Annotated in this window: 21 protein-coding genes and 8 pseudogenes; 19 read left to right on the top strand and 10 right to left on the bottom strand. The window is 60.9% G+C overall.

The window, feature by feature from the left end:
* Nucleotides 1-110: 110 nt before the first annotated feature.
* From RPG13_RS32970 to RPG13_RS32990, 6 genes and pseudogenes are all read left to right on the top strand, one after another.
* A pseudogene (locus tag RPG13_RS32970) lies at nucleotides 111-284 on the top strand (IS6 family transposase); the annotation flags it as partial.
* 966 nt (nucleotides 285-1,250) lie between these two features.
* Entirely contained in the window at nucleotides 1,251-1,583 is a 333-nt protein-coding gene (locus tag RPG13_RS35065; RefSeq protein WP_442921404.1) for a hypothetical protein, read from the top strand.
* A 513-nt stretch (nucleotides 1,584-2,096) separates the two neighbouring features.
* Nucleotides 2,097-2,414, top strand: a complete 318-nt coding sequence (locus RPG13_RS32975; RefSeq protein ID WP_285804329.1) for a transposase — start codon at nucleotides 2,097-2,099, stop codon at nucleotides 2,412-2,414.
* 97 nt (nucleotides 2,415-2,511) lie between these two features.
* Nucleotides 2,512-2,766 (top strand): annotated as a pseudogene (locus RPG13_RS32980) (IS110 family transposase); the annotation flags it as partial.
* Between the two features lie 200 nt (nucleotides 2,767-2,966).
* Nucleotides 2,967-3,848, top strand: a complete 882-nt coding sequence (locus RPG13_RS32985; protein WP_164895844.1) for a site-specific integrase — start codon at nucleotides 2,967-2,969, stop codon at nucleotides 3,846-3,848.
* 10 nt (nucleotides 3,849-3,858) lie between these two features.
* Nucleotides 3,859-4,136, top strand: a pseudogene (locus RPG13_RS32990) (transposase zinc-binding domain-containing protein); the annotation flags it as partial.
* Here RPG13_RS32990 and RPG13_RS32995 read toward each other — a convergent pair.
* Both RPG13_RS32995 and RPG13_RS33000 read right to left on the bottom strand, forming a co-directional pair.
* Nucleotides 4,136-4,390, bottom strand: a pseudogene (locus tag RPG13_RS32995) (IS110 family transposase); the annotation flags it as partial. The pseudogenes RPG13_RS32990 and RPG13_RS32995 overlap by 1 nt on opposite strands.
* A gap of 125 nt (nucleotides 4,391-4,515) precedes the next feature.
* A complete protein-coding gene (locus tag RPG13_RS33000; protein ID WP_095482548.1) occupies nucleotides 4,516-5,568 on the bottom strand; it encodes an RHE_PE00001 family protein in 1,053 nt (350 codons plus the stop codon).
* 113 nt (nucleotides 5,569-5,681) lie between these two features.
* On the opposite strand from RPG13_RS33000, the gene RPG13_RS33005 reads away from it, so the two are divergent.
* From RPG13_RS33005 to RPG13_RS33015, 3 genes and pseudogenes are all read left to right on the top strand, one after another.
* Nucleotides 5,682-7,334 carry a Mu transposase C-terminal domain-containing protein gene (locus RPG13_RS33005; RefSeq protein WP_095482549.1) on the top strand — a complete coding sequence of 551 codons (1,653 nt, stop codon included), beginning with the start codon at nucleotides 5,682-5,684 and terminating at the stop codon, nucleotides 7,332-7,334.
* Between the two features lies 1 nt (nucleotide 7,335).
* Nucleotides 7,336-8,213, top strand: a pseudogene (locus tag RPG13_RS33010) (TniB family NTP-binding protein).
* A 95-nt stretch (nucleotides 8,214-8,308) separates the two neighbouring features.
* Entirely contained in the window at nucleotides 8,309-9,241 is a 933-nt protein-coding gene (locus tag RPG13_RS33015) for a TniQ family protein (RefSeq protein WP_245486882.1), read from the top strand.
* Between the two features lie 41 nt (nucleotides 9,242-9,282).
* On the opposite strand, the gene scpB is transcribed toward RPG13_RS33015, so the two are convergent.
* From scpB to RPG13_RS33040, 5 genes are all read right to left on the bottom strand, one after another.
* The gene (scpB, locus tag RPG13_RS33020) at nucleotides 9,283-10,014 is read right to left on the bottom strand and encodes an SMC-Scp complex subunit ScpB (RefSeq protein WP_095482551.1); all 732 of its coding nucleotides are present in this window, start codon (nucleotides 10,012-10,014) and stop codon (nucleotides 9,283-9,285) included.
* Between the two features lie 3 nt (nucleotides 10,015-10,017).
* On the bottom strand, nucleotides 10,018-11,043 hold the full coding sequence (locus RPG13_RS33025; protein WP_425351717.1) for a DUF1403 family protein: 1,026 nt from the start codon (nucleotides 11,041-11,043) through the stop codon (nucleotides 10,018-10,020).
* A 107-nt stretch (nucleotides 11,044-11,150) separates the two neighbouring features.
* Nucleotides 11,151-11,474 (bottom strand): helix-turn-helix domain-containing protein, encoded by a 324-nt coding sequence (locus tag RPG13_RS33030; protein ID WP_095482552.1) that lies wholly within the window; start codon nucleotides 11,472-11,474, stop codon nucleotides 11,151-11,153.
* Complete coding sequence (locus RPG13_RS33035) at nucleotides 11,471-11,824, bottom strand: type II toxin-antitoxin system RelE/ParE family toxin (protein WP_095482553.1); 354 nt, start codon at nucleotides 11,822-11,824, stop codon at nucleotides 11,471-11,473. The genes RPG13_RS33030 and RPG13_RS33035 overlap by 4 nt, the downstream gene beginning before the upstream one ends.
* Before the next feature lie 96 nt (nucleotides 11,825-11,920).
* Nucleotides 11,921-12,499, bottom strand: coding sequence for a hypothetical protein (locus RPG13_RS33040; RefSeq protein WP_292338188.1), 579 nt, complete (start codon nucleotides 12,497-12,499; stop codon nucleotides 11,921-11,923).
* Nucleotides 12,500-12,655: 156 nt separating this feature from the next.
* Between RPG13_RS33040 and RPG13_RS33045 the strand changes: the two genes are divergently transcribed.
* From RPG13_RS33045 to RPG13_RS33070, 6 genes and pseudogenes are all read left to right on the top strand, one after another.
* On the top strand, nucleotides 12,656-13,801 hold the full coding sequence (locus RPG13_RS33045; RefSeq protein ID WP_128177105.1) for a tyrosine-type recombinase/integrase: 1,146 nt from the start codon (nucleotides 12,656-12,658) through the stop codon (nucleotides 13,799-13,801).
* A 245-nt stretch (nucleotides 13,802-14,046) separates the two neighbouring features.
* Nucleotides 14,047-14,256 (top strand): hypothetical protein, encoded by a 210-nt coding sequence (locus tag RPG13_RS33050; RefSeq protein ID WP_065010175.1) that lies wholly within the window; start codon nucleotides 14,047-14,049, stop codon nucleotides 14,254-14,256.
* Between the two features lie 640 nt (nucleotides 14,257-14,896).
* Nucleotides 14,897-15,046, top strand: a pseudogene (locus tag RPG13_RS33055) (recombinase family protein); the annotation flags it as partial.
* 89 nt (nucleotides 15,047-15,135) lie between these two features.
* Nucleotides 15,136-15,530, top strand: a pseudogene (locus tag RPG13_RS33060) (recombinase family protein); the annotation flags it as partial.
* 149 nt (nucleotides 15,531-15,679) lie between these two features.
* Nucleotides 15,680-16,294 carry a GNAT family N-acetyltransferase gene (locus tag RPG13_RS33065; RefSeq protein ID WP_095482555.1) on the top strand — a complete coding sequence of 205 codons (615 nt, stop codon included), beginning with the start codon at nucleotides 15,680-15,682 and terminating at the stop codon, nucleotides 16,292-16,294.
* A 169-nt stretch (nucleotides 16,295-16,463) separates the two neighbouring features.
* Nucleotides 16,464-16,664: pseudogene (locus tag RPG13_RS33070) on the top strand (recombinase family protein); the annotation flags it as partial.
* A gap of 29 nt (nucleotides 16,665-16,693) precedes the next feature.
* Here RPG13_RS33070 and repC read toward each other — a convergent pair.
* From repC to repA, 3 genes are all read right to left on the bottom strand, one after another.
* Nucleotides 16,694-18,037 carry a plasmid replication protein RepC gene (repC, locus tag RPG13_RS33075; RefSeq protein ID WP_095482556.1) on the bottom strand — a complete coding sequence of 448 codons (1,344 nt, stop codon included), beginning with the start codon at nucleotides 18,035-18,037 and terminating at the stop codon, nucleotides 16,694-16,696.
* A gap of 171 nt (nucleotides 18,038-18,208) precedes the next feature.
* A complete protein-coding gene (repB, locus tag RPG13_RS33080) occupies nucleotides 18,209-19,198 on the bottom strand; it encodes a plasmid partitioning protein RepB (RefSeq protein ID WP_095482557.1) in 990 nt (329 codons plus the stop codon).
* A gap of 78 nt (nucleotides 19,199-19,276) precedes the next feature.
* Nucleotides 19,277-20,524 (bottom strand): plasmid partitioning protein RepA, encoded by a 1,248-nt coding sequence (gene repA / locus RPG13_RS33085; protein ID WP_425351718.1) that lies wholly within the window; start codon nucleotides 20,522-20,524, stop codon nucleotides 19,277-19,279.
* A 328-nt stretch (nucleotides 20,525-20,852) separates the two neighbouring features.
* Between repA and traI the strand changes: the two genes are divergently transcribed.
* From traI to RPG13_RS33105, 4 genes are read left to right on the top strand one after another with little or no spacing between them, the layout of a single operon-like run.
* Nucleotides 20,853-21,485 (top strand): acyl-homoserine-lactone synthase TraI, encoded by a 633-nt coding sequence (gene traI, locus RPG13_RS33090; RefSeq protein WP_095482558.1) that lies wholly within the window; start codon nucleotides 20,853-20,855, stop codon nucleotides 21,483-21,485.
* A complete protein-coding gene (trbB, locus tag RPG13_RS33095) occupies nucleotides 21,482-22,453 on the top strand; it encodes a P-type conjugative transfer ATPase TrbB (RefSeq protein ID WP_095482559.1) in 972 nt (323 codons plus the stop codon). Before traI ends, trbB begins: the two co-directional genes overlap by 4 nt.
* The gene (locus RPG13_RS33100; protein ID WP_095482560.1) at nucleotides 22,443-22,820 is read left to right on the top strand and encodes a TrbC/VirB2 family protein; all 378 of its coding nucleotides are present in this window, start codon (nucleotides 22,443-22,445) and stop codon (nucleotides 22,818-22,820) included. Before trbB ends, RPG13_RS33100 begins: the two co-directional genes overlap by 11 nt.
* Nucleotides 22,813-23,112 (top strand): conjugal transfer protein TrbD, encoded by a 300-nt coding sequence (locus RPG13_RS33105; RefSeq protein ID WP_095482561.1) that lies wholly within the window; start codon nucleotides 22,813-22,815, stop codon nucleotides 23,110-23,112. The genes RPG13_RS33100 and RPG13_RS33105 overlap by 8 nt, the downstream gene beginning before the upstream one ends.
* The last annotated feature ends 5 nt before the right edge of the window (nucleotides 23,113-23,117 follow it).

A 23,117-nucleotide genomic window follows, 5' to 3' on the forward strand; every position in this document is an offset into this window, starting at 1 on the left:
GCCAGCCAGCCAAGCATCGCGCCAGCGCGCCCGAACGGCTGGTGGAAAGTCCACCCATTTCCCCCTCCTGGCGACTGGAGTTCGTGCTCGGGAGCCCGGTGAAAATCCGGCGGCGCATCAAGCGCCGGGTGCGGCCGATGCTCGGTTTCAAATCGACGCACGCCGCCGCGGTCACCTTGTCCGGCATCGAGATGGTCCACATGATGCGCAAACGACAGGCGCGGTACGCCTTCAATCCGAACCCGTCTCTCGCCGAGCAGTTCGAAATCCTCGCTGCCGCATGAGGTCGCCACCACTCTGGAAAATTCTCTGACCAGACAAAACTTTGCAACGGAACCATTTCACGTGCGTGTGCCGGGACCGACCTGTTCGAAGTCAGGAGTATCGGCTTCGCCGTTTACGCCGCGAGTGCACGAATGCACAAACAAAGAAAGAAAGAAAGAAAGGCGACATCGCTATAGATCCTGCCAAGCCAAGCCAAGCCAAGCCAAGCCAAGCCAAAAGTTGGATGTGACGCGTTGTTGACTTAGCGATCCGGCCAAGCCAAGCCAAGCCAAGCCAAGCCAAAAGTTGGATGTGACGCGTTGTTGACTTAGCGATCCGGCCAAGCCAAGCCAAGCCAAGCCAAGCCAAAAGTTGGATGTGACGCGTTGTTGACTTAGCGATCCGGCCAAGCCAAGCCAAGCCAAGCCAAAAGTTGGATGTGACGCGTTGTTGACTTAGCGATCCGGCCAAGCCAAGCCAAGCCAAGCCAAAAGTTGGATGTGACGCGTTGTTGACTTAGCGATCCGGGCAGCCCTTTGCAGAACGCTAGAGTTGTGCCCTTTGAACTGTAGAGAGAGCCAACGGCTGCACAGAAGCTGCGACTCTGCGCGAGCTAAGGGAGACATCAAAAGATGCCTTTTATTGCACCGAAACGGCAACTGTGCCGTTTCGCGATTATAAAAATTGCGGTCCAATAAGGATGAGCGCCCCTCTCTATATAAGCCTCATTGCGTCCCCGCATTCACCAAGGACAATCGAGTCTCCTCTCCATCCTTACTCTCGCCTAAACACCAAAAACAGTTCTTTCTTCCATCACGAAACACAACTAAGCGCCCTCGGCGAGTATGAGCTCAGTGTTTTGGGGCGGCGAGTGTCCTCTGTACAGAGGCCGCACACTCGAGCTAGTGGACCACATCGAGAACGCGTTCAGCACGAACGCGCTCATCCAACTTGCCCCACCGGGGACACGTCTCCTGTATGTCTATATGCCGGCTGAGGCTGCCAGGCAATGTCTTGAAACAGGACGCCTTGATCACGTTCCGCTCCACCTACGCTATTGCGGGAGGATCGTGGCGATTGAGGTCCCGCCGTATGACACCAATTGCTCTCGTCAACGCGTGGCGGGCTTCTACCGACAAGCTGGATGTTCCAACGCCGAGGCTGCCGACATGGAATTTTTCGTCGCAACTCCCAGCATCCCCCCATGGGCAACTATGGGCCAACTTTCGCCGTATCAGCACCAACTCAATACGAGGTATTGTCGCGCAGCCGGCCCTTGCAATGTGGTGCTGATTGGGCCGGCACTGTTTTGTGGTTAGGATGAGGGACACTAGCGGGACCGGAGTTCTGTTTGACCTGGCCGATGCATAAGTTAAAACAACTTACTTTTATTCTGTAATGTCTTTCATGTCTGTTTTTGTTTTGTCTTGCTTTTGAGGTGTATGGCGCTTTAAGCGTCTTTGTTTCATTTGTTGCTGTTCGTGTTTTCGTTAGTCATGCTTTTGAGCACATGGTGTCATGTTGATGTACCGTTCACTGCATTTAATAAAGGCCAGGCACGTTTGCACGTCTATATTCTTCTATATTCGCATTGAGTCATTTTATGAACGAATTGATACAATGTAATATGCGCGGAATAGGTTACAAGCGCAAATCAAAATATACCGGTCTGTATGCAGAATATTCAATAGTACTCTAAGCGATATCGTCAAAATGCTGATACTTAACATTATTGCAACAGAAATATTATATTCGCCATCGGAACCTCTCTGAGGTAGACTGAAAGCGACGTCATATGTCGTGCGAGACTCGCGCGAAGCGCGAGCCGGAAGTTGCCACCTTCCGTCTCGCACGACATTTACATCAGGATATATCCTGCCGCAGCGTTGGGCGAGCGGATTGGGGTATCGGACGAGGAATGGGCACTGATCGGGCCGCTGCTGCCAGCAGAGCGGGGTCGAGGGTGCCGTCCGGCGCAGGATAATCGGCGCTATTTCGAAGGCATGATGTGGATGGCCCGAACCGGGGCGCAATGGCGTCATCTGCCTGATGAATATGGCAAGTGGAACAGCGTCTTCCGCCGATACCGGCGATGGGTCGCGACGGGGGTGTTCGATGCGCTGCTCGAAACGCTCGCCGAGATGGCCTAATCGGCCCGAAGCTGATGAGGTGGAACGGCCCTTCTCAAACGGCATCAAGTGCCTAACGTGGTCGTGTTGAAACGCCACAAAGAAGAAGGACCGCTCCATGAAGAAGATTACCACAGTCGGGCTCGATCTGGCCAAATCCGTTTTTCAGGTTCATGGCATAGCCGAAGAAGGAGACGTGATCGTACGTCGCGCACTGCGTCGATCGCAGGTGCTGGACTTCTTTCGCACATTGCAGCCTTGTCTCGTAGGGATGGAGGCCTGTGGCAGCGCGCATTATTGGGCTCGGGAAATTCAGGCCCTGGGTCATACGGTTCGGATGATGCCACCCGCATACGTGAAGGCCTATGTCAAGATATGTTCACCTGACCATATCTTGACTTGGACGAACCCGCTTCGCGGGAAAGTCTTGCTCGGAGGTCATTGATCCGGTGCAGGCGAGGCATCCTGGCATGATTGGCCGGACGTAATCGGCCGGGTTCATAGGGGCTTGCTTCAGGCAAGGTGACGCTGCTGCCCACGCGCAGCGTCACCTCAATGCCAAGGAGCCCTTTAATGACCCCGCTTCGGTTACGCATGATAAACGACATGCAGGTCCGCAATCTGTCGCCGCATACGCAGGACTCGTATCTGCTGCAAGTTTCGCAGTTTGCTCGCCATTTTGCGAAGTCGCCCGACTTGCTCTGTCAGGAAGATGTCCGCACCTACCAAGTCTATCTGACGAATGAGAAGAAGCTGGCGCCGAAGTCCATACACGTGGCCGTTTCGGCGCTCCGTTTTTTGTACCGCGTCACGCTCGGCTTCGAATGGGATTTCGACCGCATCATTCCGTGCCCCAGGGTGCCCAAGACACTCGCCGTCATCCTCAGCCCCGAAGAGGTATTACACTTTCTCGGCTGCGTGGAGAGCCTGAAGCATCAGACGATCCTGACGACATGCTACGCCGCCGGTCTGCGGATTTCCGAAGCGGTGCACCTGAGACCGGAGGCCATCGACCGACAACGAATGGTACTGCGCGTCGATCAAGGCAAGGGGCAGAAGGACCGTTACGTCATGCTCTCGGCGCGCTTGCTGGAGACGCTGACCGACTATTGGCGTGCCGTCCGGCCGAAGACGTGGATGTTTCCCGGCGCCATCCCCAACGAACCGATATCGACCAACGCGGTGCAGAACGCCTGCGGCAAGGCGCACCGGCTGTCGGGCCTGGGCAAGCCCGTGACGCCGCATTCGTTGCGGCACGCCTTTGCCTGCCACCTACTTGAGGCCGGCACCGATATCCGTACCATCCAGCTTTTGCTCGGCCATCGCAGCCTGTCGACCACCTCGCAATATCTGCGGATCGCAACCAGCAAGGTCTGCGCGGCGACGAGTCCGCTGGAGTTGTTGCCACGGCCAGTCCCGAAGGCGGCGCCACCGCTACCACCTGAACATTTCTGACGGTCGCCCCATGGGGCGATCTGGTCCGGAGGTGGCGGATGTATTCCGCCGCTATGGTGCTGCTTGGCGTGAGCAGCACGGCGCGTCGCTGTCGACCGAACGGCGTGCAGCCATGTCGAACAATGCGACCGATGCGGTGAGCGGCGGATCGCCTACAACAGCTGCCGTTCGCGCAACTGCCCCAAATGCCAGTCCCTGGCGCGTGCGGATTGGATCGAAGCGCGGCGGGCGGAGCTTCTCGACACGCAATATTTTCATGTCGTCTTCACCGTGCCCGACGAGATCGCCTTGACATAGGCCTTCACGTATGCGGGTGGCATCATCCGAACCGTATGACCCAGGGCCTGAATTTCCCGAGCCCAATAATGCGCGCTGCCACAGGCCTCCATCCCTACGAGACAAGGCTGCAATGTGCGAAAGAAGTCCAGCACCTGCGATCGACGCAGTGCGCGACGTACGATCACGTCTCCTTCTTCGGCTATGCCATGAACCTGAAAAACGGATTTGGCCAGATCGAGCCCGACTGTGGTAATCTTCTTCATGGAGCGGTCCTTCTTCTTTGTGGCGTTTCAACACGACCACGTTAGGCACTTGATGCCGTTTGAGAAGGGCCGTTCCACCTCATCAGCTTCGGGCCGATTAGGCCTCAAAGCTGCATTCCCGATCATCAGACAACGGCCCAGGCCTGGAACCGCTTCCGGCCGGTGATTTCGCGCAGATTGAGCGCACCGACAAGATCCAGCGCACCCTGCCGGCTGACCTCCAGTTCCTTCTGGACCATGGCCGTCGATACCAGCGGCCGCGCCAGCACCAAGTCTATCAGCCGCGGCAGTTTCGAGTTCGTCCGCCGCGACCGCAAGCGCCGCTCCAGTTGGCCCCGCGCCAGCACCAGCCGGTCATGTTCTTTCAGCCCGGCCGATGCCGCCGCGTGGATGGTCTCGAGGACAGCGAGCAGCCGCACACTTTTGTCACGGGCGCGCCGCCGGTCCCTTTGGATCGCGCGCAAGCCGACAGAAAGACTGGCGAGATGGTTGGCAGTCGTGCCGGTCTGACGCAGCAGCGCCGCGGCCAAAAGCGGCCCGAGCCATGGCGCGTGCTGTAAGACCTCGATCTCGGTCCAGGCGTCGATAAGCAACGCGACGCGCAGCACGGCAGGCAGGTCGATTGTTGCCCGCAGCACAGCCTGCCATTCAGCCAGCCGTGCATCCTCATCCCAGTCGAGGTCGTAGACCAGGGCCGGCCGGTCGTTCGCGATCGGCCTTTTTGGACCGGTCTGGATGCCGGCGAGCACGTTTGTCGATCGGGCGAGCAAGGCGTCGATTTCGGCGAACTCGTGCGCCATCGCGTCCTGCTCGGCCGACGACCCGCCATCATCGACACCCTCCTCAGAAGATGAGGCCCCCTCGCCGTCCCGGCCATTTTGTGCCGGCTCCGCCGCCGCACCGCCGCGACCAGTCAGCGCCAATAACCCGTCGCGGCCGAGCGCCCAGTCGGGTTTATTGCCAAAAATGTGGCGGCGGGCGCGCAGCACGGCATGCGCCCGGGTGAGATCATGTGTCGGAGTGCGGATATCCATGTGGGCGTCGTGCAGGACGAGGTCCTCAAGGTGGACCAGTTCGCCTTCGATCCACAGCGCCGCCGCCGCGTCGGCAAAGTGTTGGCGCTCGATCCAGCCGTCGCGCACCGGCGAGCGCGCCAGACGCTCGTCGAGCCGCGCCAAAGCCTCGGTGTCGTTTTTACCTCCCGATTTCAAACAGGGAAAAGTCAGGTGTTGTTTAGGTTTTGGCGCTACGACAGCCCCGATTTTTCGCTAACGATTTCACTGACTGCGATTTGCCGCACCGATTGCACAACCGCAAAGCCGCACCCGGCACGTCGCATTCCGACGAAGCATGGTCGGCGGCACGTCGTCTCGCTCGCGAGCTCGACAGGATTCTCGACGGTTCGGGGCCAAGACGCGCGGCAATCAACCGGGCCGCGGCCGAGCTGCGCCTCTCGACCCGCCAAGTCTACAATCTGCTGGCGCGCTACCGCAACGATCGGACCGTGACGTCGCTGCTGCCCCAGTTGGATGGCAGCCGCAAGAAGCGCCTTGATCAAGGCATCGAGGCGATCATTGCGACGACGTTGCGAGAGCAGTGGCTGGTGCTGGAGGCTCCGCCGCTCGCTCCCGTCGTGGCCGAGATCCGCGCTCGCTGCGAAGAGGCCGGCTTGGCCGCTCCGTCCTATCTCACGGTCGCCCGCCGGATACCCGGGCTGTTCAGCCCCGAGGAGATCGCGAGGAAACGGTCCGCCAATCCGAAGCATCTCCAGCGTCTCAAACCGCGGCCAGGATACATCCATGCGGCGCGCCCACTGGATGTCTGCCAGATAGATCACACGCCCACGGACATCAACTTCGTCGAGGTCGTCGACGGCGGCGGGACGTTCATCGGCCGGGCATACTTGACGATCGTCACCGACGTGGCGACACGCTGCATCTTTGGCTTCTGTCTCACCCTCGAGAAGCCGTCTGCGCTGTCGGTCGCGCTCTGCCTAGCGCAGGCTGTGTGTCCAAAGGAGGCCTGGCTCAGCGCACATGACATCAACCACGGCTGGCCGATGTTCGGTCGACCGAGGTCGCTTGTCACCGACTCCGCCAAGGAGTTCAAAGGGCATGCCTTCCAGCGCGGGTGCGAGGACTACGGCATTCGCATCCGCTACCGGGATCGCGGTCGCGTCCACCAAGGCGGGGTGGTCGAGAGGCTACTTGGGAAGCTCAACTCTGTTCTGGCAACGCAGCCGGGCTCGACGGGCCGATCCGTGGCGGATCGCGACGAATACCCCGCGCAGCGGCGAGCTCGCCTCAGCTTCGCCGATCTCGAGCGATGCATCGCGCTCGCCGTGATCGACCATAACCTTCAGGAAAATGCGAGGACGTTGAAGGTGCCGGCGACAGAATGGGAGCGACAGGCGCGCGATCTCCAGCACTTCGATGATGATGCGATGCAAGTGCTGCTTGCCTTTCTCCCCGTAGCAGAGAGGCGCATCTCACCGCAGGGTGTCAGCATGTTCGCGTTGGACTATTTTTCACCGTGGCTGGGCAGCCTCGTCCCGCAACGAGACCGTCTGGGACGGCTCGAGCTGCGATACGATCCTCGCGATATCAGCCACGTCTACATCCGGGACCCGGAGACGAGGGAGTTCCGGCCCGTGGAGCGGCGTGACGGAATGCTTGCTCCCATGACGTTGTGGGAGCACGAAGCTGACCGCTCGCACCAACGCAGCGCGAATGCGCGAACGGATGTCGAAAAAGTGACGCTCCGCCGTCAGATAACGGAAATCGCCAGCGGGCAAAAGCCATCAAAAATCGAGCTGCGCAATGCCGTGCGTCGAGCACATGCGGTAGAGGCCGCCAAACCCTATGATGCGCTGCGCCCCGCAAAACCGGCGCCTGCCGAGCATCCCGTACGCCACAAACGCCGTCTGCCAGTCGAGGACTGGTGACGTGGTGGGCCATCTGCTCGATCACGTTCGCCCGGTTCTTGACCGCAGGATGGAAGAGCGGATCGCCTATATCCAGGCGCCGCGATGGATCGGACATCAGGTGACAGTCCAAGCGCATGAACGCCTTGCCGAGTTGCTGTCCCGGCCGCCGGCGTTGCGGACCCGAGGCCTGATGCTCGTCGGACCCTATGCCAACGGCAAGACGATGATCGCCGAACGGTTTGCTGTCGAACATCTGAGAACCGCCGAGCAGCAGCGGGTGTGGGTGGTCCAGACGCGTGAGGGTGCGGGCCTCGCCCATTTCTATGAAGCATCCTCGAGGCATTGCGAGCGCCAACCGGCATGGGTCGTGGTGTCGGCCGCAAAGCCGAGCAAATCGATCGCCTGTTCGACAGCCTGAAGCCCAGGATGCTGATCTTCGACGAATTCCACAATGCGCTGCGGGGCCGATCGCGGGACGTCGAGGCGGTTCTTGCCTTCCTCAGAAGGATCGGCCGCCAGTTCGACATTTCACCGATTCTGATCGGTGAGGTCGCGGTGTACGACTTCATCAACCAGACCGCCGAAATGGCGACCCGGTTCGACCTGCATGCAGTGCCGCGATGGCAATATGGCGAGGAGTTTTTCGCGCTGCTCAACAGCCTCGAAGCCGCCTTGCCGCTCGCCCGCGCTTCCGATCTCTCGGATGAACCGATGGCGCGGATGATCTTTCAGCTCTCCGAGGGCCTGATCGGCGAGATCGTGGCGATCGTCTCTGCGGCGGCCGTGGCGGCGGCAAGGTCTGGCGCGGAGCGGATAACGAAAACGGGCATCGAGGCGCTGCGCTACATCCCCGTCTCGAAGCGCCGCCGGGCGCCGGTGCGTGACCGCCTGCTGTGAGCGGAGCACGCTTCGCCATCGAGATCCGTGAGCGATACGGGGACGTCGTTCGGGATCGGTGGTCCGTTTCCATTGACCCGCAGCCGGATGAGCTATTGTCGAGCTGGCTCCACCGCCTTGCCATCGCCAACGGTATCGCGCCGCGGCCATTCGCCGGCGTCTTGGGGCTTGGTGACGGAATGGGGTCGTCCCGCCTCGACCATAGCCTAACGCACGGTGTCGCGACCCTGCTCCAACAACAGGCGGATATTGCAACGGAAGCGTTGTCGGCGATGACGATGACCGGTCCAGCGTTGACGCCGCTCCTGCTGCCGTTGCGCGAGAACGTCCGCCCGAACCGTTCGACCTGGACGCAGTATTGTCCCCAGTGCCTTGCCGGCGACCAGGCGCCGTATTTTCGCCGGCACTGGCGGCTGGCGACGCGCATCTCGTGCTTCGTGCATGGTCGCGGTCTTCGGGATCGATGTCCCGCCTGTCGCAGCGGGATTGCATCCTTCGACCAGACCGACCTGATGCCGCAGCACTTTTGCGCCCGATGCGCCTTCGCTCTGCGCACGGCATCGAAGGTCTTCGTCAAAACGTCGGCACGACGGCTGGAACGGTCGATCGACGATATCTGCAAGGTGGGGATGGCCAAGGGATCGATGACGATCGGCGACCTGACTTCGCGGCTGCTGGGCGCGCCTGTCATTGCAGGCGTCTCATTGGGCAAGACGCTCACGAACCTGTCCACGTCCTCGCGCATCCGCTGCTTCGAATGGCTCGCGGACAAGCCTGTCGGCTGGTTGACGGCAGATGAGGACGATGCTGTTGCCCGGCGGCGTCGGCTCGTCCTGGCTGCAGGCGGCCATGACCGGTTGATTGCGCACTTCTCGGATTTCATGGACACGCATCAAGGATCGCCGAGGTCTGTGCGGTCACCCCCGACCGGCGCCGACCTTGCTGCTCTGCTCGCGGCCTATTCGCGCGCCACTGACGATGCGATCCAAACGAAGCGTCACCGTGTTCTTGCGGTCCCACGCGGATAGGACTGCTGCCCGCGAACCACCCATCCCTGGTGAGCAGCATGCTATTCATCACCGGCAACGCCCGCATCTTCATCCCAGTCACTGGAAAACCCCGGCGTGATGTCGCCCGCCAGCAGCTTCTCCTTCGACAGCAGGCCTGCATCCTCAAGCGCATCGATGTCGGGGAGATCGCGCAGGGTGTCGAACCCGAACTGCAGCAGGAACGCCTTGGTCGTGACATAGGTGTAGGGCGCGCCTGGGGTCGGGCTGCGTGGGCCGGAGGCGATCAGGCCGAAGCCGCGCAAATTGCCGATCAGGTCGCGGCTGATTTCCTTGCCGAACAAGGAGGACAGTTCGGCACGGGTGATCGGCTGGAAGTAGGCGATCGTCAACAGCACGAGCACCTCCGGCTGCGAAAGGTTTTTTTGCTCTTGCTCGTCCGTGCCTAACGCTGCGCGAATGGCATCACCGTAGGCCGGCCGCGTCAGGTGCCGAAAACCGCCGGCGACCGCGACCAGGTCGTAAGGACGGCCGCGCAGTTCCTCGCGGATGTCATCAATGAGGAGGTCGAGGTTGCAACTGGCGCCAATCACTTGCGCGAGCACACTACGTGTGACCGGCTCGCTGGCGGCGAAGACCGTCGCCTCGACGCGGTTCATCCACTCCCGCCAGCGAACCTCCGCCGGCAGGTGGTCGAGATCGCGATCGAACAAATGGTCATTTGAACGACGGTCGCCTGATCGATGGTCATCCGACCGGCCCCGCCCTCGCCTCTTGCGGTCCGCTTCAGCCATTTGCTAAAGCCCGTAGATGCGGAACGTGGTGCGGCCGGACAGCTCGCGCACGGCGCCGAGATCGACCAATCGGTCGAACAGCCGCCGCAGGCCGCGGTCGCTCATCCCGGTCCTTTTGTCCCCGCGCGAGGCAACGAGCGCATCGTCGTTCAGCAAATGATCGACGACATGGTCCGCCCCCTTTGCCCGCAGTTTCGGAGCGACACCGAACAGCCGATCCGCACGGCGCCCGAGCTCGGCGGAAAGATCGATGGCGCGCAGCGCGGCGCGCGCCTGAGCCACGAGCAGGCCCTGCACCCTCTCCCCGCCTGGCGCCTGGTCGCTTTCCGTCAGACTGGTTGTTCTCACTCGCACGCCACGCGTGCTTCCGCCCGATGCAGGCTGCGCTCCCAGAAGCGGCACCGCATGCGGCCAACCCAATCTTTGCGCGAGCAGGGCGTCGGCGAGCCAAGCACCCAAATTGCGTCCGAAGCCATCGCGTTCCGCGCTCGCGAAGGCACCGGTCAGCATCTCGACAACGCCGGCTGCCGTAGACAGCTGGCGGAGATCCTCGAGGAGATCGCCGACCGCCGCGCCGTCGCGGGCGAAAAAACCGAATTCTTCCAAGACCGCGGTGAGGTTTTTTGCCGTCAGGAGATCCTCCGCGGGCCGGGCTGCCAGCCGGCGCCAGGCGAGCAGCAAAACACCGCCCGGCCCAACGTCGTCACCGGGACGGGTCAGGAGAAAAGAATCGCGCAGCGCGGCCTCGTCCTCGGTGCGCCCCGCCTGCCGTGCCGTCGTCGCGGCCGCCGCGAGCGCGAGGCGCTGCCGCCAGGCGCCCGCCCATTTTTCGTCCCGGCGCACGACAGCATCGAGCGCGGTCAGCGCCGCGCCGGACGCAAGCGCAGCATCTTCGACGGTTTGCGCCGTCTCGACGGCCCGGCGCAGCCAGGATGGCACAGTCGCCATGGGCGCGATCGGCGCGGCGCCGAGCGGCTGGACGGCGTGGCGGGAAGGCGGTTTGGCGTGGCGAATCATCGCCGGCAGCATGAGTCATCGCGGCGCTTTTTGCAATCATCTCGGCCATAAAGCGCCGGGGATGTCGAACGACGTTCGTGTCCGGTAAGCTTGCCTTATCGGACGTAACCGAAGCGCCGCTAGCGCAGCACCTGCAGCCCGTGCTTGTCGACCACAAACAGCAGCTTCAGCGCCATGCCACTCGGCCGCTTGGCTCCGGTCTCCCATTTCTGCACCGTCGATTCGGATGTGTTCAGATAGCGCGCAAACACCGGCTGGCTGACATGGTTCTTCTCCCGCAGCGCCTTGATCGCGTCGGGCTCGATCGCCGGCGGCACCGTCAGGCAGCTCTCGTCGAAGCTGCGCATCGTCGCCTTGTCGATCGCCCCGACCTTGTAGAGCGCGCTCGCCGAGCTGTGGATCGCCTCGAAGGCGTCGGACTTGTATTTTCTAGCCCTGCTCATGTGCATATCTCCAAAAAATCTCCGTCTGCCAGCAATTCGCCGAGCTGCCGATCGGTCAGCCCAGCATAAGCCTTGGCCAGGCTGCGGAACTGGGCGAGTTCGTCGTCATCAATGTTGGCCCTGTCCTGCTTGGCGAACAGATACTCGTAGACCCAGAACCGACCGGATTTGGCCAGGATGATCGATCGGTGCCGGTTGTCGTTCAGACGCTTCTTGAACACGCCACCGCCAAGATCTTCGGCTTGTCCCAACGCCACCTGCGCAATCGCCTTGCACAGTGCCACGTCCCTGATTCGCGCCTTGCGCGCCGCCTTGGCGAACCAGGCCGTCTTGAACGTCCGCTGCGTCATGGTTTTATATAGCACCAGGTGCTATGGATTGCAAACGCTGCGGTGCCGCCGCCGAACACCGGTTGGCCGACAGCCGGTTCCGTACCGCTAGTGGGTCTACACGTCAGTCAGATCCTCGGGATATCGGCCACCGCGCGCGTGGAACAGCCACCACGTTTGCGCGCCGCGCGTTGAAACGACCAGACAGTGGGGCTCATCCAGCGCCGGCTCGATCAAGCCCAGACGGACGAGCGGAATGATGGTCTTTTCGCCGATCGACTTGTCATGGTACGAAAGCCCGGGCACGACAAGGCGCCATCCCGGCGTTCCGCGCTCGGTCGTGGCCGCCGCGAGATAGCCCATTTCCGATGGCGACTCGCCACGCCCCAAGGTGAACAGGCAGATGCTCCAGAAGGCGTTTCGCGGACGCGGCGGGATGAGCGCCCAATCGAGCGGACCGTCCTGCGCCGCCGGCTCTTGGCTTTGCGACGGCCGGCCCACCCGGTTGTCCTCAAAGCCTTGGCGATAGGCCTTTTCCAGCGCCCGGGCGATGGCGCCCGCCGTGTCGACGGCCATGCCGTATTTCCGGTCATGGCGGTCCTTGGCCACGATGTCGCGGGCCATCTCACGAAACCTGGCCTTGCGATAGGGATCAGCGGCGATTTGCGTTGATTTCTTGATCGCTTTCTTGATCACCGAGGTTCCCTTCGGGCAGGTCGCTGTCGCGCTGGCGTGTACGGATATGGGCCTAAGCCTGCGGGTGCGTGAGATGCCGATGCAATGGACAGCCTCGCTGTTTGGCTGCAAGCTGGCGCCGACTCGACTCTTCTGATTCAATCGCACAATTGAGCCATGGACAAGCTACTGAAACCAGATGGCGCGGACTCCCATCAAGACCCGCAAGCCGACCGGCGTCGCGACAACGGCCCGCCCGGCGAATTCGCAGGTCTGCCCGACATCGTCGATCTGGTCATGGAGATGGGACGCCCATCGCGGTCGCCGGCGCATCTCGAAGCGCTCGTCGAGACGGCAAAAGACTACGCCAAGGCCGCCAGCTCCGAAAACACGCGAGACGCCTACACCAAGGACTTTTCGCATTATTCGTCCTGGTGTCGCCGCAACGGTTTTGAGCCCTTGCCCCCAGAGGTACAAACAATCGGCCTCTATATCAGCGCCTGTGCCTCAGGCACCGCCGCCGGCGAGCCGAAACGCGGCATTCCCGCCCTTTCGGTCGCAACGATCGAGCGGCGCCTCTCCGGCCTGGCCTGGAATTTTACCCAGCGCGGATTTTCTCTCGACCGTGCCGATCGCCATATTGCCACCGTGCTCGCCGGTATCCGCAGAAAACACGCAAAGCCGCCGCGGCAGAAGGAGGCCGTCCTCGGCGATGACATCAAGGCAATGATCGCGACGCTCGGGCACGATCTGCGCGGGCTGCGCGACCGCGCTATTTTGCTCCTAGGCTTTGCCGGCGGGTTGCGGCGCTCGGAAATCGTCGGCCTCGACGTCGTGCGCGACGACAAGAGCGACGGCGCCGGCTGGATCGAGATTTTTGCCGACAAGGGCGTGCTGGTGACGCTGCGCGGCAAGACCGGTTGGCGTGAGGTCGAGGTCGGCCGCGGCTCCAGCGATTTTTCTTGCCCGGTTGTCGCGCTGGAAACCTGGATCAGGCTCGGAAGGATCGCGCGCGGTCCGCTGTTCCGGCGCATCTTCAAAGACAACAAGACCGTCGACGTCGAACGACTTTCCGACAAGCATGTCGCCCGCCTGGTCAAGCAGACGGCGCTCGCCGCCGGCGTCCGCTCCGATCTTCCGGAAGCGGAGCGTGCGCTGCTGTTCTCAGGGCATTCGCTGCGCGCCGGCCTTGCCTCCTCCGCGGACATCGAGGAACGTTACGTACAGAAGCAGCTCGGCCACGCCTCGGCCGAGATGACCCGCAAATATCAGCGCCAGCGCGATCGGTTCCGGACCAATCTCACCAAGGCGAGCGGGCTGTAGGAACCATAAGTCCCCTGCCCTGCCGCTACTCAGTGCCTAGCAGCGGGAGTCTGCTTGTCGGAGGCTCGTCCTAGGACGACAGGGCACGGCCTCAGGCTCCCTACCTACGCGAGGCGGAGCGGCTTGCCGGCGAGGCCTGATGCTGCAAGAATCGAGGAGTGTTGTGGCGCGAACGCAATACCCATCGCGCGCCCTGACCCTAGCCCGAATTGGCCAACAAATCGTAAACGCGGGAGCGCGCAGCCATGGAAACCAGGATCATCGACAGCCGCAACGATTTCGCGCAATGGGCGATCGATAGGTCCAATGCGATCCTGATGGATCAGGGTTCGGAACTCGCCACCGCGGCCCGCAATGGAAACGAAGCCCAAATCGGTGAGACAGCACAGGCGCTCGGCCAGGCGATCGTCGATGCGCTGATCGAGGCCTTCGACGGTCTCGCAGGCGACGAATGAGCCACCGCTTGGCCCGCACGACTGGCTGCGCCAATGGAAACGGCGGCCGGTACGCGGGCTCCCAGATCCACCAGCCATCATGAATTCGGACTGCGCTGAATCCGCTTCGGCGGCATCGCGTCAGGGCTCCGAAAGGCCCCTTCCCCTCAATCAATCGAAACCGTAACTTAGAAACCGCGGTTCGAAATTTCAGCTTAGCGCTTCAATTGAAGTCGGGAAGTAAAACCGACAGCGGCGCGGGCGAGCGGCCCCAGCAGGCTGTTCAGGGGCAAATCGACGAGTTGGTAAGCCATTGATTTGTTTGTAGCTGATTCACGCAACGGAAGCTATAGCACCGGTTACTTCCGTCACAGGCGATGATCCCTGGGAACAAGCTAACTATCGATAATGACCTCATATCGGGACTGTACAGCACGAGGCCTTGGGACGCTCAGGAGGCCGAAAAACGTTGATTTACCGGCTCATCGAAGCGGTACGAGCGATATAAAGGGCAACTAGAGACGTTTACAAACGATCGTTTGCTGATGTCTTCGGTGTTTGTACAACACTCCTTTCCCGATCCTGAGAAACGCCGCAAATGGCTCGTGAAGCGCAAAATCGACGCTCCGGTCGACCACAGGCCTGGCAAATCGGCTACTGCGCCGTTGCCCAGCTCGAGCGTGCGTTGATTTCGGAGCGGACCAAGGCCGGCATCATCGCCGCACGATCGAAGGGGCGGCTGGCAGGCAATCCTGGTAGCCGCGAGCGCAAGCTCGAAGCCCTGGCGAAGATGACGGCCGTGCAACAGGCTATTCGGACACGGATTCACGGTAGCGGCGTAACGATCACGGGCGAGCGGTCAGTTGGAGCGGCATGAGGCCATTAGCGTCCACTTCAATGCTGTACCGCCTGTCGCGCAGCCTGAAAGATCTCCTGCACCTCATGGAGAAGATCGAGCCGCGGGCGCTGGGTTCCGCTCGCTCACCGAGGCGATCGAGACCACCACGCCGGCTGGCCGCATGATGATGCAGATGGTCGGCAGATTCGCCGAATTCGAGCGCGCCATGATCCGCGAGCGGACGAGCGCAGGGCTGGCTGAGGCCCGGCTGGAAGGTCGCGTTGGTGGGCGACGGCGCAAGCTCGATGACAAAAAGCGGCGTGAGATCGCCGAGTCCGTCATTTCGGGCCGCGAGTCTGGCGCCGAAATGGCAAGGCTATATGACGTGAGCGAGCCAACCGTCTCAAGAATCGTTGCCAAATTTCGCCAGCAGGAGGCACATCAAGCACTGGAATGACTTGGCTTGAATGACCGCACGGGGTGGAGCTTTGCCGTCCGTCTCGCCCTACTCGACCGAGCAGGAAGAGCACAATGCGGGACCTTCGGAGGCTTTTCCGGCGATATAGAAGGGCGCTATGCAGAAGCCGAGAAAAACCTGAGGACACAATGGTGAGCATTCGCCCGGTTAGATGGGAAGACGTTGACGCACTGTATGCTATTTCCCTTGCGACTGGCTTTGAGGGGGGCGATGCGTCACACCTCTACGAGGATCCAAAGCTGATGGGGCATATCTACGCCGCGCCGTATGCGGTGCTTGAGCCGCAGCTTGCCGTAGTTGTCGAAGACTCCCGGGGTGTTGCGGGCTTTGCCGTCGGAACAATAGATACACTGGAATGGGAGGATCGACTCGAAAGGGAGTGGTGGCCGCAACTTCGCCTGCGCTATGCCGATCCACCTGAAGCGTTACGGGATTTATGGACGCCGGACGAGCGGCGGGCATCCATGATCCACCACCCGGCGCGAACGCCGGCAGCCGTGGTTAGCAAGTATCCGGCTCATCTTCACATGAATCTTTTGCCCCGCGTCCAAGGGAGCGGGCTTGGCTCAAAGCTGTTCGATAAATGGCGAAGCTTCGCGGTCGAACATGGTATCAAAGGTATCCATGTCGGCGCCAATCGCGCGAACAAGGGAGCGATCGGCTTCTGGCGGAAAATTGGTTTTGCGGAACTCAGCATTAAGGACGCTGCGAAGGGACGAACGGTCTGGATGGCACACGACTAAAGCCAACGCCCGCAAAGGGCTCAATGAAGCCGTTCATCGCCTCGTCGGTGGACGACGGAGAGGGCGAACCTTGCCGATCAGGCAGCGGCGAAATGCCTACCGTGAAGAACTTGACGCACACAACTTACCGTGAATCTGTGTCCCAATAATGCACAGGGGCGGCCCCTATTATGGCCGACGGCTACAATCAACGATGAACCAGTGGCTTCCGACGGTCCGCCGGATGCGATCAGACCACAACTGGGACGATATCGCTCGGGTCCTGAAGCAGCGCGACCTCGACTGGACGCCTGAACGACTGCGGCGGGCAGTGAGGTGGCTCGTCACCGAGCACCTGGCTGATGCCACACTGCTGAAGCGGGCGTCTCCCATAGTGCGGATCGAAACCGGCCCGGCTGATCATGACCCGCGCCCCGGCTTGTCGAGACTGCGGCGCAACGCATCGCTGATTTCCAGCCGGGATTCGGTGCGCACAATCTTGCCTGCCGTCTCCAAGTCGACGGCCGCGGCTTCAGCTCCGGTTCCGGTCGTCTTCGACGCGTCAAGCTTTGCCCGCAGCAAGGCCATCACCATCGGCCAGACCGAGAACTTTCCGGCCTTTGCTCGGTCCGTCAGGCTGCGCAAATAGCCGCCGGCGCTGTTGATCTGGTCCTGCCGCTGGTAGATCGCGGCAATGGTAATCGCCGCCTGCTGTTCACCCATGGCCGTCCGCGCTTCCTCCCAGGCGCTGGGGCTGATGCCCATGGCCGGCCGGGCAACCTCGGCCGCGGCCAGAAATTCACGCCAGTTGCGGATTCCGCCGCCGCCCTTCACCAGCCAAAGCATGTTCGGGCAGGCATCCAGCACAATTCCTAACGGCAGCTCGCGCTTCGGCAGGCTCCGTATGTTGTCGGTGTCCGCAACGTTGCCGCCCGCTTCATCTTTATTTCCTAAGCCATTTTCAGATTCAGATTTAGAGTCTGGTTTTGAATTCTGTATGTGGCGTCCGTTTTGGGACTCATTGGCGTCCACTTTCTGTCTTTTTACAAATGATTCCAATGCTTCACGCACTTCAGCCCAAAGGCCCTCCAGATCCTCGGCAATCGCCTCCAAGGTCTGTCGGGGGGCGGTGCGTGGTATCTGGCCGACAATCGCCTGGTAGGCCTGCTGGACCCTGCCCCAGTTCGCCGGCACGCCTTCCTCAATTCCAGCGTCGATCATCTTGACGATGTCACGCCGGCATATGGTTAGCCGCTCCTTAACGAGCCGAAAGGCCTTCTTCTCAGATCTGACCGCTTCCGCCAGCTCCTTGAACTCCTCTGCGCGCGCGACGATCGGCGAAATGTCGAAGCCATAGGCTTGCTCGATCTCGCCCCCCTGCCCTTTCCGGGCGAAGCGCTTGCCGTTTGGGCTGTCCCGACGGATGATCAATCCGCACTCCACCAGGACGGCCAGGTGCCGCCGCAAGGTCGTTGGCGGCATTCCGTTGGCGCGGCGGATAAGCTGCTCGTTTGATGGCCAGACGATCAGCTCGCTGTCGCCATAAAGCGCCGTGTCCGGATGGAACGACAACAGCGCGTCGAGAATGGCCAAAGCGCGATCAGAGGCGCCCAGAGCGATCCTGGCATCCTTGATATCTTGGAAGACGTGCCACTTGTGGACGGTCGCGTCCTTCGACACCGCCCTTGCGGTGACTTGGCTTGAGATCATGCCAAGCGTCATCGGCCGCCGCCCGAAGGGCGTCGTTGAAAAATGCGTTTCCATTGTCTTTACCTGTGTTCAGGCAAAAGAAATCCGCTCGCCAAAACGGCGCGGGGCTCGATCAGCCCTTGACGGTGATTCCCGGAAATGCGATTCTCTCAGTTGCCACACTACAGAGAAGGGCTTCCGGAATTCGTTTCGGTGGCCTTTTTCTTTTGCGGTTTCGTACTTTTCTTACATATGCTCCGTCTTCTGGAACTCTTGATAAAAGCGTTCTAGGTGTTCCGAGAGATACGCCCCAAACCGAGACGCGTCCTGGGCCTTGAGTGCCAAAGTAAAGCCCTTCCCGGTATCCTTTGTTGCGACTTTCACGGCATTACCCGCAAGTGACCAAGACCTTTCCGCAGGCTTGGCTACCGCGGTTTTTTTGCTCTTCGCCTTCTTCTTCAGGTCGTCGAGCAAAACTGCGAAGCGCTGGTCGGTATCGACACTCGCAAACTCGTCGCTTCGAATTAGATTTGACGCCTGGGCCGATTTGCCAGGCAATTGGAGAAGTTTCTTGAGCTCCTCCCAGCGATCCCTCCCAACGCCTCTCGCGGCGCCCAATGCATCCAGAACATGTTCGGGAACGTGCTCCGCAACTGCCAGCATTCGGGACAGGAGCGTATCGTCGATTGTAAGCGCGCTTTTGACCGTCTCCTTGTCAATTCCGGAGCTGGTCAGTTTACGTGCAAAGAGGGCCTTCTCGATGAAAGTGAGGTCGGAGCGGGCGGTGTTTTCCTGCCCCTGTGCGATCACATGTGCGATGTCCTCGATCGGCTTGACGACGGCCTTCACAGCGATGCCGAGATGACGGGCAGCGCGAGCACGGCGATGGCCGTAAACAATGACAAAGCGGCCAGAAACATCTGGGTGAGGCCGAACGAGGATAGGCGAGGACTGACCAGCCTGCTCAATAGCCGAGACCAACGCGGAAAAATCCTCGTCGTTGCTGGCAATCCGATCAGCGAAAGGGGAGGCCTCAAGGAGGTCCGGATCAAGGGATACGATCGTTTCGCCCTCTAGGACGCGCATAGAGTTTTCCGCCATCTCATCGAGAGACTGCATCATCGAGCGCGTTGCGCCACGACGGGCATATTCGGCCCTGCTCTCCGATGAATTGCTTTGCGGCTTCCGATCGCCCACGGTCGCCCCGATGTTGGCCAAGAGGTGCTTTCTAGCCATTTGCACCCTCCATTCTCGTATTTACTGCGCTGATTTTGCGAGGTTTTTTGCGGTTCTGCACGGCTGTCAAGAAAGCGATCACTTCCGCCCCCATGCTTTGTGTATCAGCGAGACAATCTCGCTATTGACTGCGTTGAGGGACTCCATCGCACGGTCATACGTTGAACGCGTGAACTGGCTGCGCTCAACCTCATAAAGGGTCTGCTTGGTAATACCGGCATCAGATATGGCGGTGGACTTAACCATCTGATTGGTGAGCATCCGCTTGTTGAACATCGCCTGCATGAAACCAACCATCTGTGCCTGCGGCCCGTCCATCGGCTCGTATCTCGTCACCAGATAGCGGAACCACTTCAGCCGGACTTTCGCCCCGACCCCCTTTATCGACTGCAAGATCCCGCCAAGCATGAGCAGGAACTGGCTCATCGACATGATGTCGAGCATCTGCGGATGGACCGTGATAAGAACAGATGTGGAGGCTGTCAGCGCGGTGAGCGTGAGATAGCCGAGCTGAGGAGGGCAATCGATCACAACCACGTCATATTGATCGTCGACCTCTTTAAGGGCCTGCGTAATGCGGGTGAAGAACATACGCCCTTCAGGGGAATTTTTGTTCGAAGCCGCTAGTGGTGTCTCGTACTCGTATTCCTGGAGTTCGAGGTTCGCCGGGACGATGTCGAGCCCCGGAAAATTCGTCGGTTGAATCACGTCCTTGATCGAGCTGCGTTGATCATCGTAGCGAAGCGCCTCGAAAAGCGACGGATTCTTGTCAAGTTCGGGCTGCATCCCATGAAGAGCAGTGAGTGAAGCCTGTGGGTCGAGGTCGATCGCAAGGACACGATGGCCAGTGAGAGCGAGGTACTGGGCAAGATGGGCCGTGGTGGTTGTCTTTCCACTCCCACCTTTGAAATTCACAACGGAGATAACTTGAAGGCCTTCGCCGCCGCGCCGGTGAGGCACATAGCGCTTGAAATCAGTTCTGCCGTGTTTGTCGAGGAAGGCGCGCAACTCCATCATCTGCGCCGCCGTGTACGAGCGGCGGCCGGACTGTGATACGAGCGGCTCCGGCCCCTTTCCCTCAAGATGTAGTTTCTTGATATGGTTTTGCGTCACGCCAAGAAAATCGGCAACCTCGGCCGAGGAAAACAGCCGAAGGCCTTTCTCAGCATCCGGCGGATACTGCTCCAGGCGCAGCATGTTGAGCTTGTCCGAGATGAGTTCACCCTGCTGGAGAATCTCCTCGTCAAAGTCTATGTCGAGGTCGAAAGTCTGCGCCACGTTCAATTTCACCGCCCCCACTTGGGAATAACGCTTTTCCGGGTCCATATGGCAGGAAAGCGTGATTACTATGTGCGATTCGACGGTAGCCGCAAGGCGTTTTTGGTTAATGAGAAGTTAACATGTTGCGGGACCATTCACGCCCAGACCGGATTCTCCAATGGTTATCCGTAAGTTAGGTCGATTCCCGCTGTTCGCGACCGTGGGCATGAAATGCAGATTTGCACCTCTTCATCAACACTTTAGCCCCTGCCTGCTCTCGAATTTCCGTAGCTAGACCGTCGATTCGGCAGAATCACCGGCTGCAAATCTGCACGTAGGCACACGCCCAACGAGGTGTTTTGTCTCCGCATGACGTGTTCATGCGGAGATCATAATGCGGATACTGACCGTCTCGCCCGACCTTTACGGCCGCCATCAAAATTTTCTGAAGCAGATGTACCGTCTTCGCGCAGCGGTGTTCGGCGGCCGTCTCGAATGGGACGTCTCTGTGACCGCGGGGGAAGAGCGCGATCGCTACGATGATTTTAAGCCGACCTACGTTCTGGCAGTTAATGAGCCTGGGATGGTCGCCGGTTGCGCCCGTCTTCTTCCGGCTTCCGGGCCGACGATGCTCAAGTACATATTTCCCGAACTGCTCGAAAAGGGTTCTCTGAACCCACATCCAGAAATGGTCGAAAGTTCGCGCTTCTGTGTCGACACGTCCCAGACCGCGGGCAGGGAAGGGGGCCAATTACATCTTGTGACACGCACCTTGTTCGCCGGCATCATCGAATGGTCGATGGCGAATGGTTACAGCGAGATCGTCACCGCGACCGATCTCCGCTTCGAGCGGATCCTCAAACGTGCCGGCTGGCCGATGCGACGGCTCGGCGAACCTGCAGCAATCGGCGACACGATGGCGGTTGCCGGAAGCCTTCCAGCCGATCGCGAGCGCTTTGAGCAGGTCTGTCCTCCCGGCTACCGTTCGATAATCTCCGACGGCGCACCGATCAGGAGCGCCGCGTGACCCAACTCCGCTCGCATTCGCGTCTCGTCCGCAAACTTCAGGAAGCTCTCGGCGACCATCTCTGCGTCGCGCTCGATGACGCGACGGTTGTCGAGATCATGCTCAACCCCGATGGCAAGCTCTTCATCGAACGCCTGGGTCATGGCGTCACCCCGGCCGGCGCACTGAGCCCTGCCGCGGCGGAGGTGATCATCGGCAGCGTCGCCCATGCGCTACAATCCGAGGCCGACGACGAGCAGCCGATCATCTCCGGCGAACTGCCGATCGGCGGGCACCGTTTCGAGGGCTTGCTGCCGCCCGTCGTTTCCGGACCGGCCTTCACGATCCGGCGGCGCGCGTCGCGGCTGATCCCGCTTTGCGACTACGTAAAGTCGAAGGTTATGACCGAGGCGCAGGCCTCTGTCCTGCGCAGCGCGATCGCCTCTCGCATGAACATCGTGATCTCCGGCGGCACGGGCTCGGGCAAGACGACCCTTGCCAATGCGGTTATCGCCGAAATCGTCGCCAATGCGCCGGACGATCGGATCGTCATCCTGGAAGACACCGCCGAGATCCAATGCGCCGCCGAAAACGCGGTATCGCTTCACACAAGCGACACCGTCGACATGGCGCGGCTTCTCAAGAGCACCATGCGATTGCGGCCTGACCGAATCATTGTCGGCGAGGTCCGCGACGGCGCGGCGCTCACGCTGCTCAAGGCGTGGAACACCGGGCACCCGGGCGGCGTCACCACCATTCACTCGAACACGGCAATGTCGGCCCTGCGCCGGCTCGAGCAGCTGACCGCGGAAGCGAGCCAGCAACCCATGCAGGAGGTGATCGGAGAGGCCGTCGATCTTGTCGTTTCCATCGAACGGACGGGGAGGGGGAGGCGGGTCCGCGAGGTTATCCACGTCGAGGGCTTCAGCAACTCCCGATACCGGACCGAACACTACGCCCAGATCGATGAGGACAGCCATGTCGCGTAAGACACAAATCACTTGGGCCTTTGCGGCGCTGGCCGCCCTTTCTTGCGTCAGCCTGGCCGATCCGGCCCTTGCCTCTTCGGGCGGCGGCCTGCCCTGGGAATCTCCCCTGCAGCAGATCCAGCAGTCCATCACCGGTCCGGTGGCTGGCTTCATTGCGCTCGCCGCCGTCGCGATCGCCGGTGGCATGCTGATCTTCGGCGGCGAGCTCAACGACTTCGCGCGGCGGCTCGTCTATGTCGTGCTCGTCGCTGGCATCCTGCTCGGCGCCACTCAGATCGTCGCCCTGTTCGGCGCTACGGGCGCCTCGATCGGAGAGGCGCCGTCACAGGCCTCGATTGCAGCGGCAGGGGAGGGGGCCGATGGCTGAGTCAGGCGCCAATCTCGCGCGCTCGCGCGTGCACAGAGCGCTTTCGCGCCCCAACCTCCTCATGGGAGCAGACCGGGAACTGGTTCTGCTTACCGGCCTCGCTTCGGTGATCCTGATCTTCGTCGTGCTGACCTGGTATGCCGCGCTCTTCGGCGTCGCGATCTGGCTGCTCGCCGTCGCGGCCCTTCGCATGATGGCGAAGTCCGATCCCATGATGCGGCGGGTTTACATCCGTCACATCTCGTACAAGCCGTACTATCGGGCCACATCGACGCCATGGCGCAGGTTTTGAGGCGC

It is taken from the genome of Mesorhizobium sp. ISC15, assembly GCF_037162615.1.
In the GTDB taxonomy this organism is placed as follows: Bacteria; Pseudomonadota; Alphaproteobacteria; order Rhizobiales; family Rhizobiaceae; genus Mesorhizobium; species Mesorhizobium mediterraneum.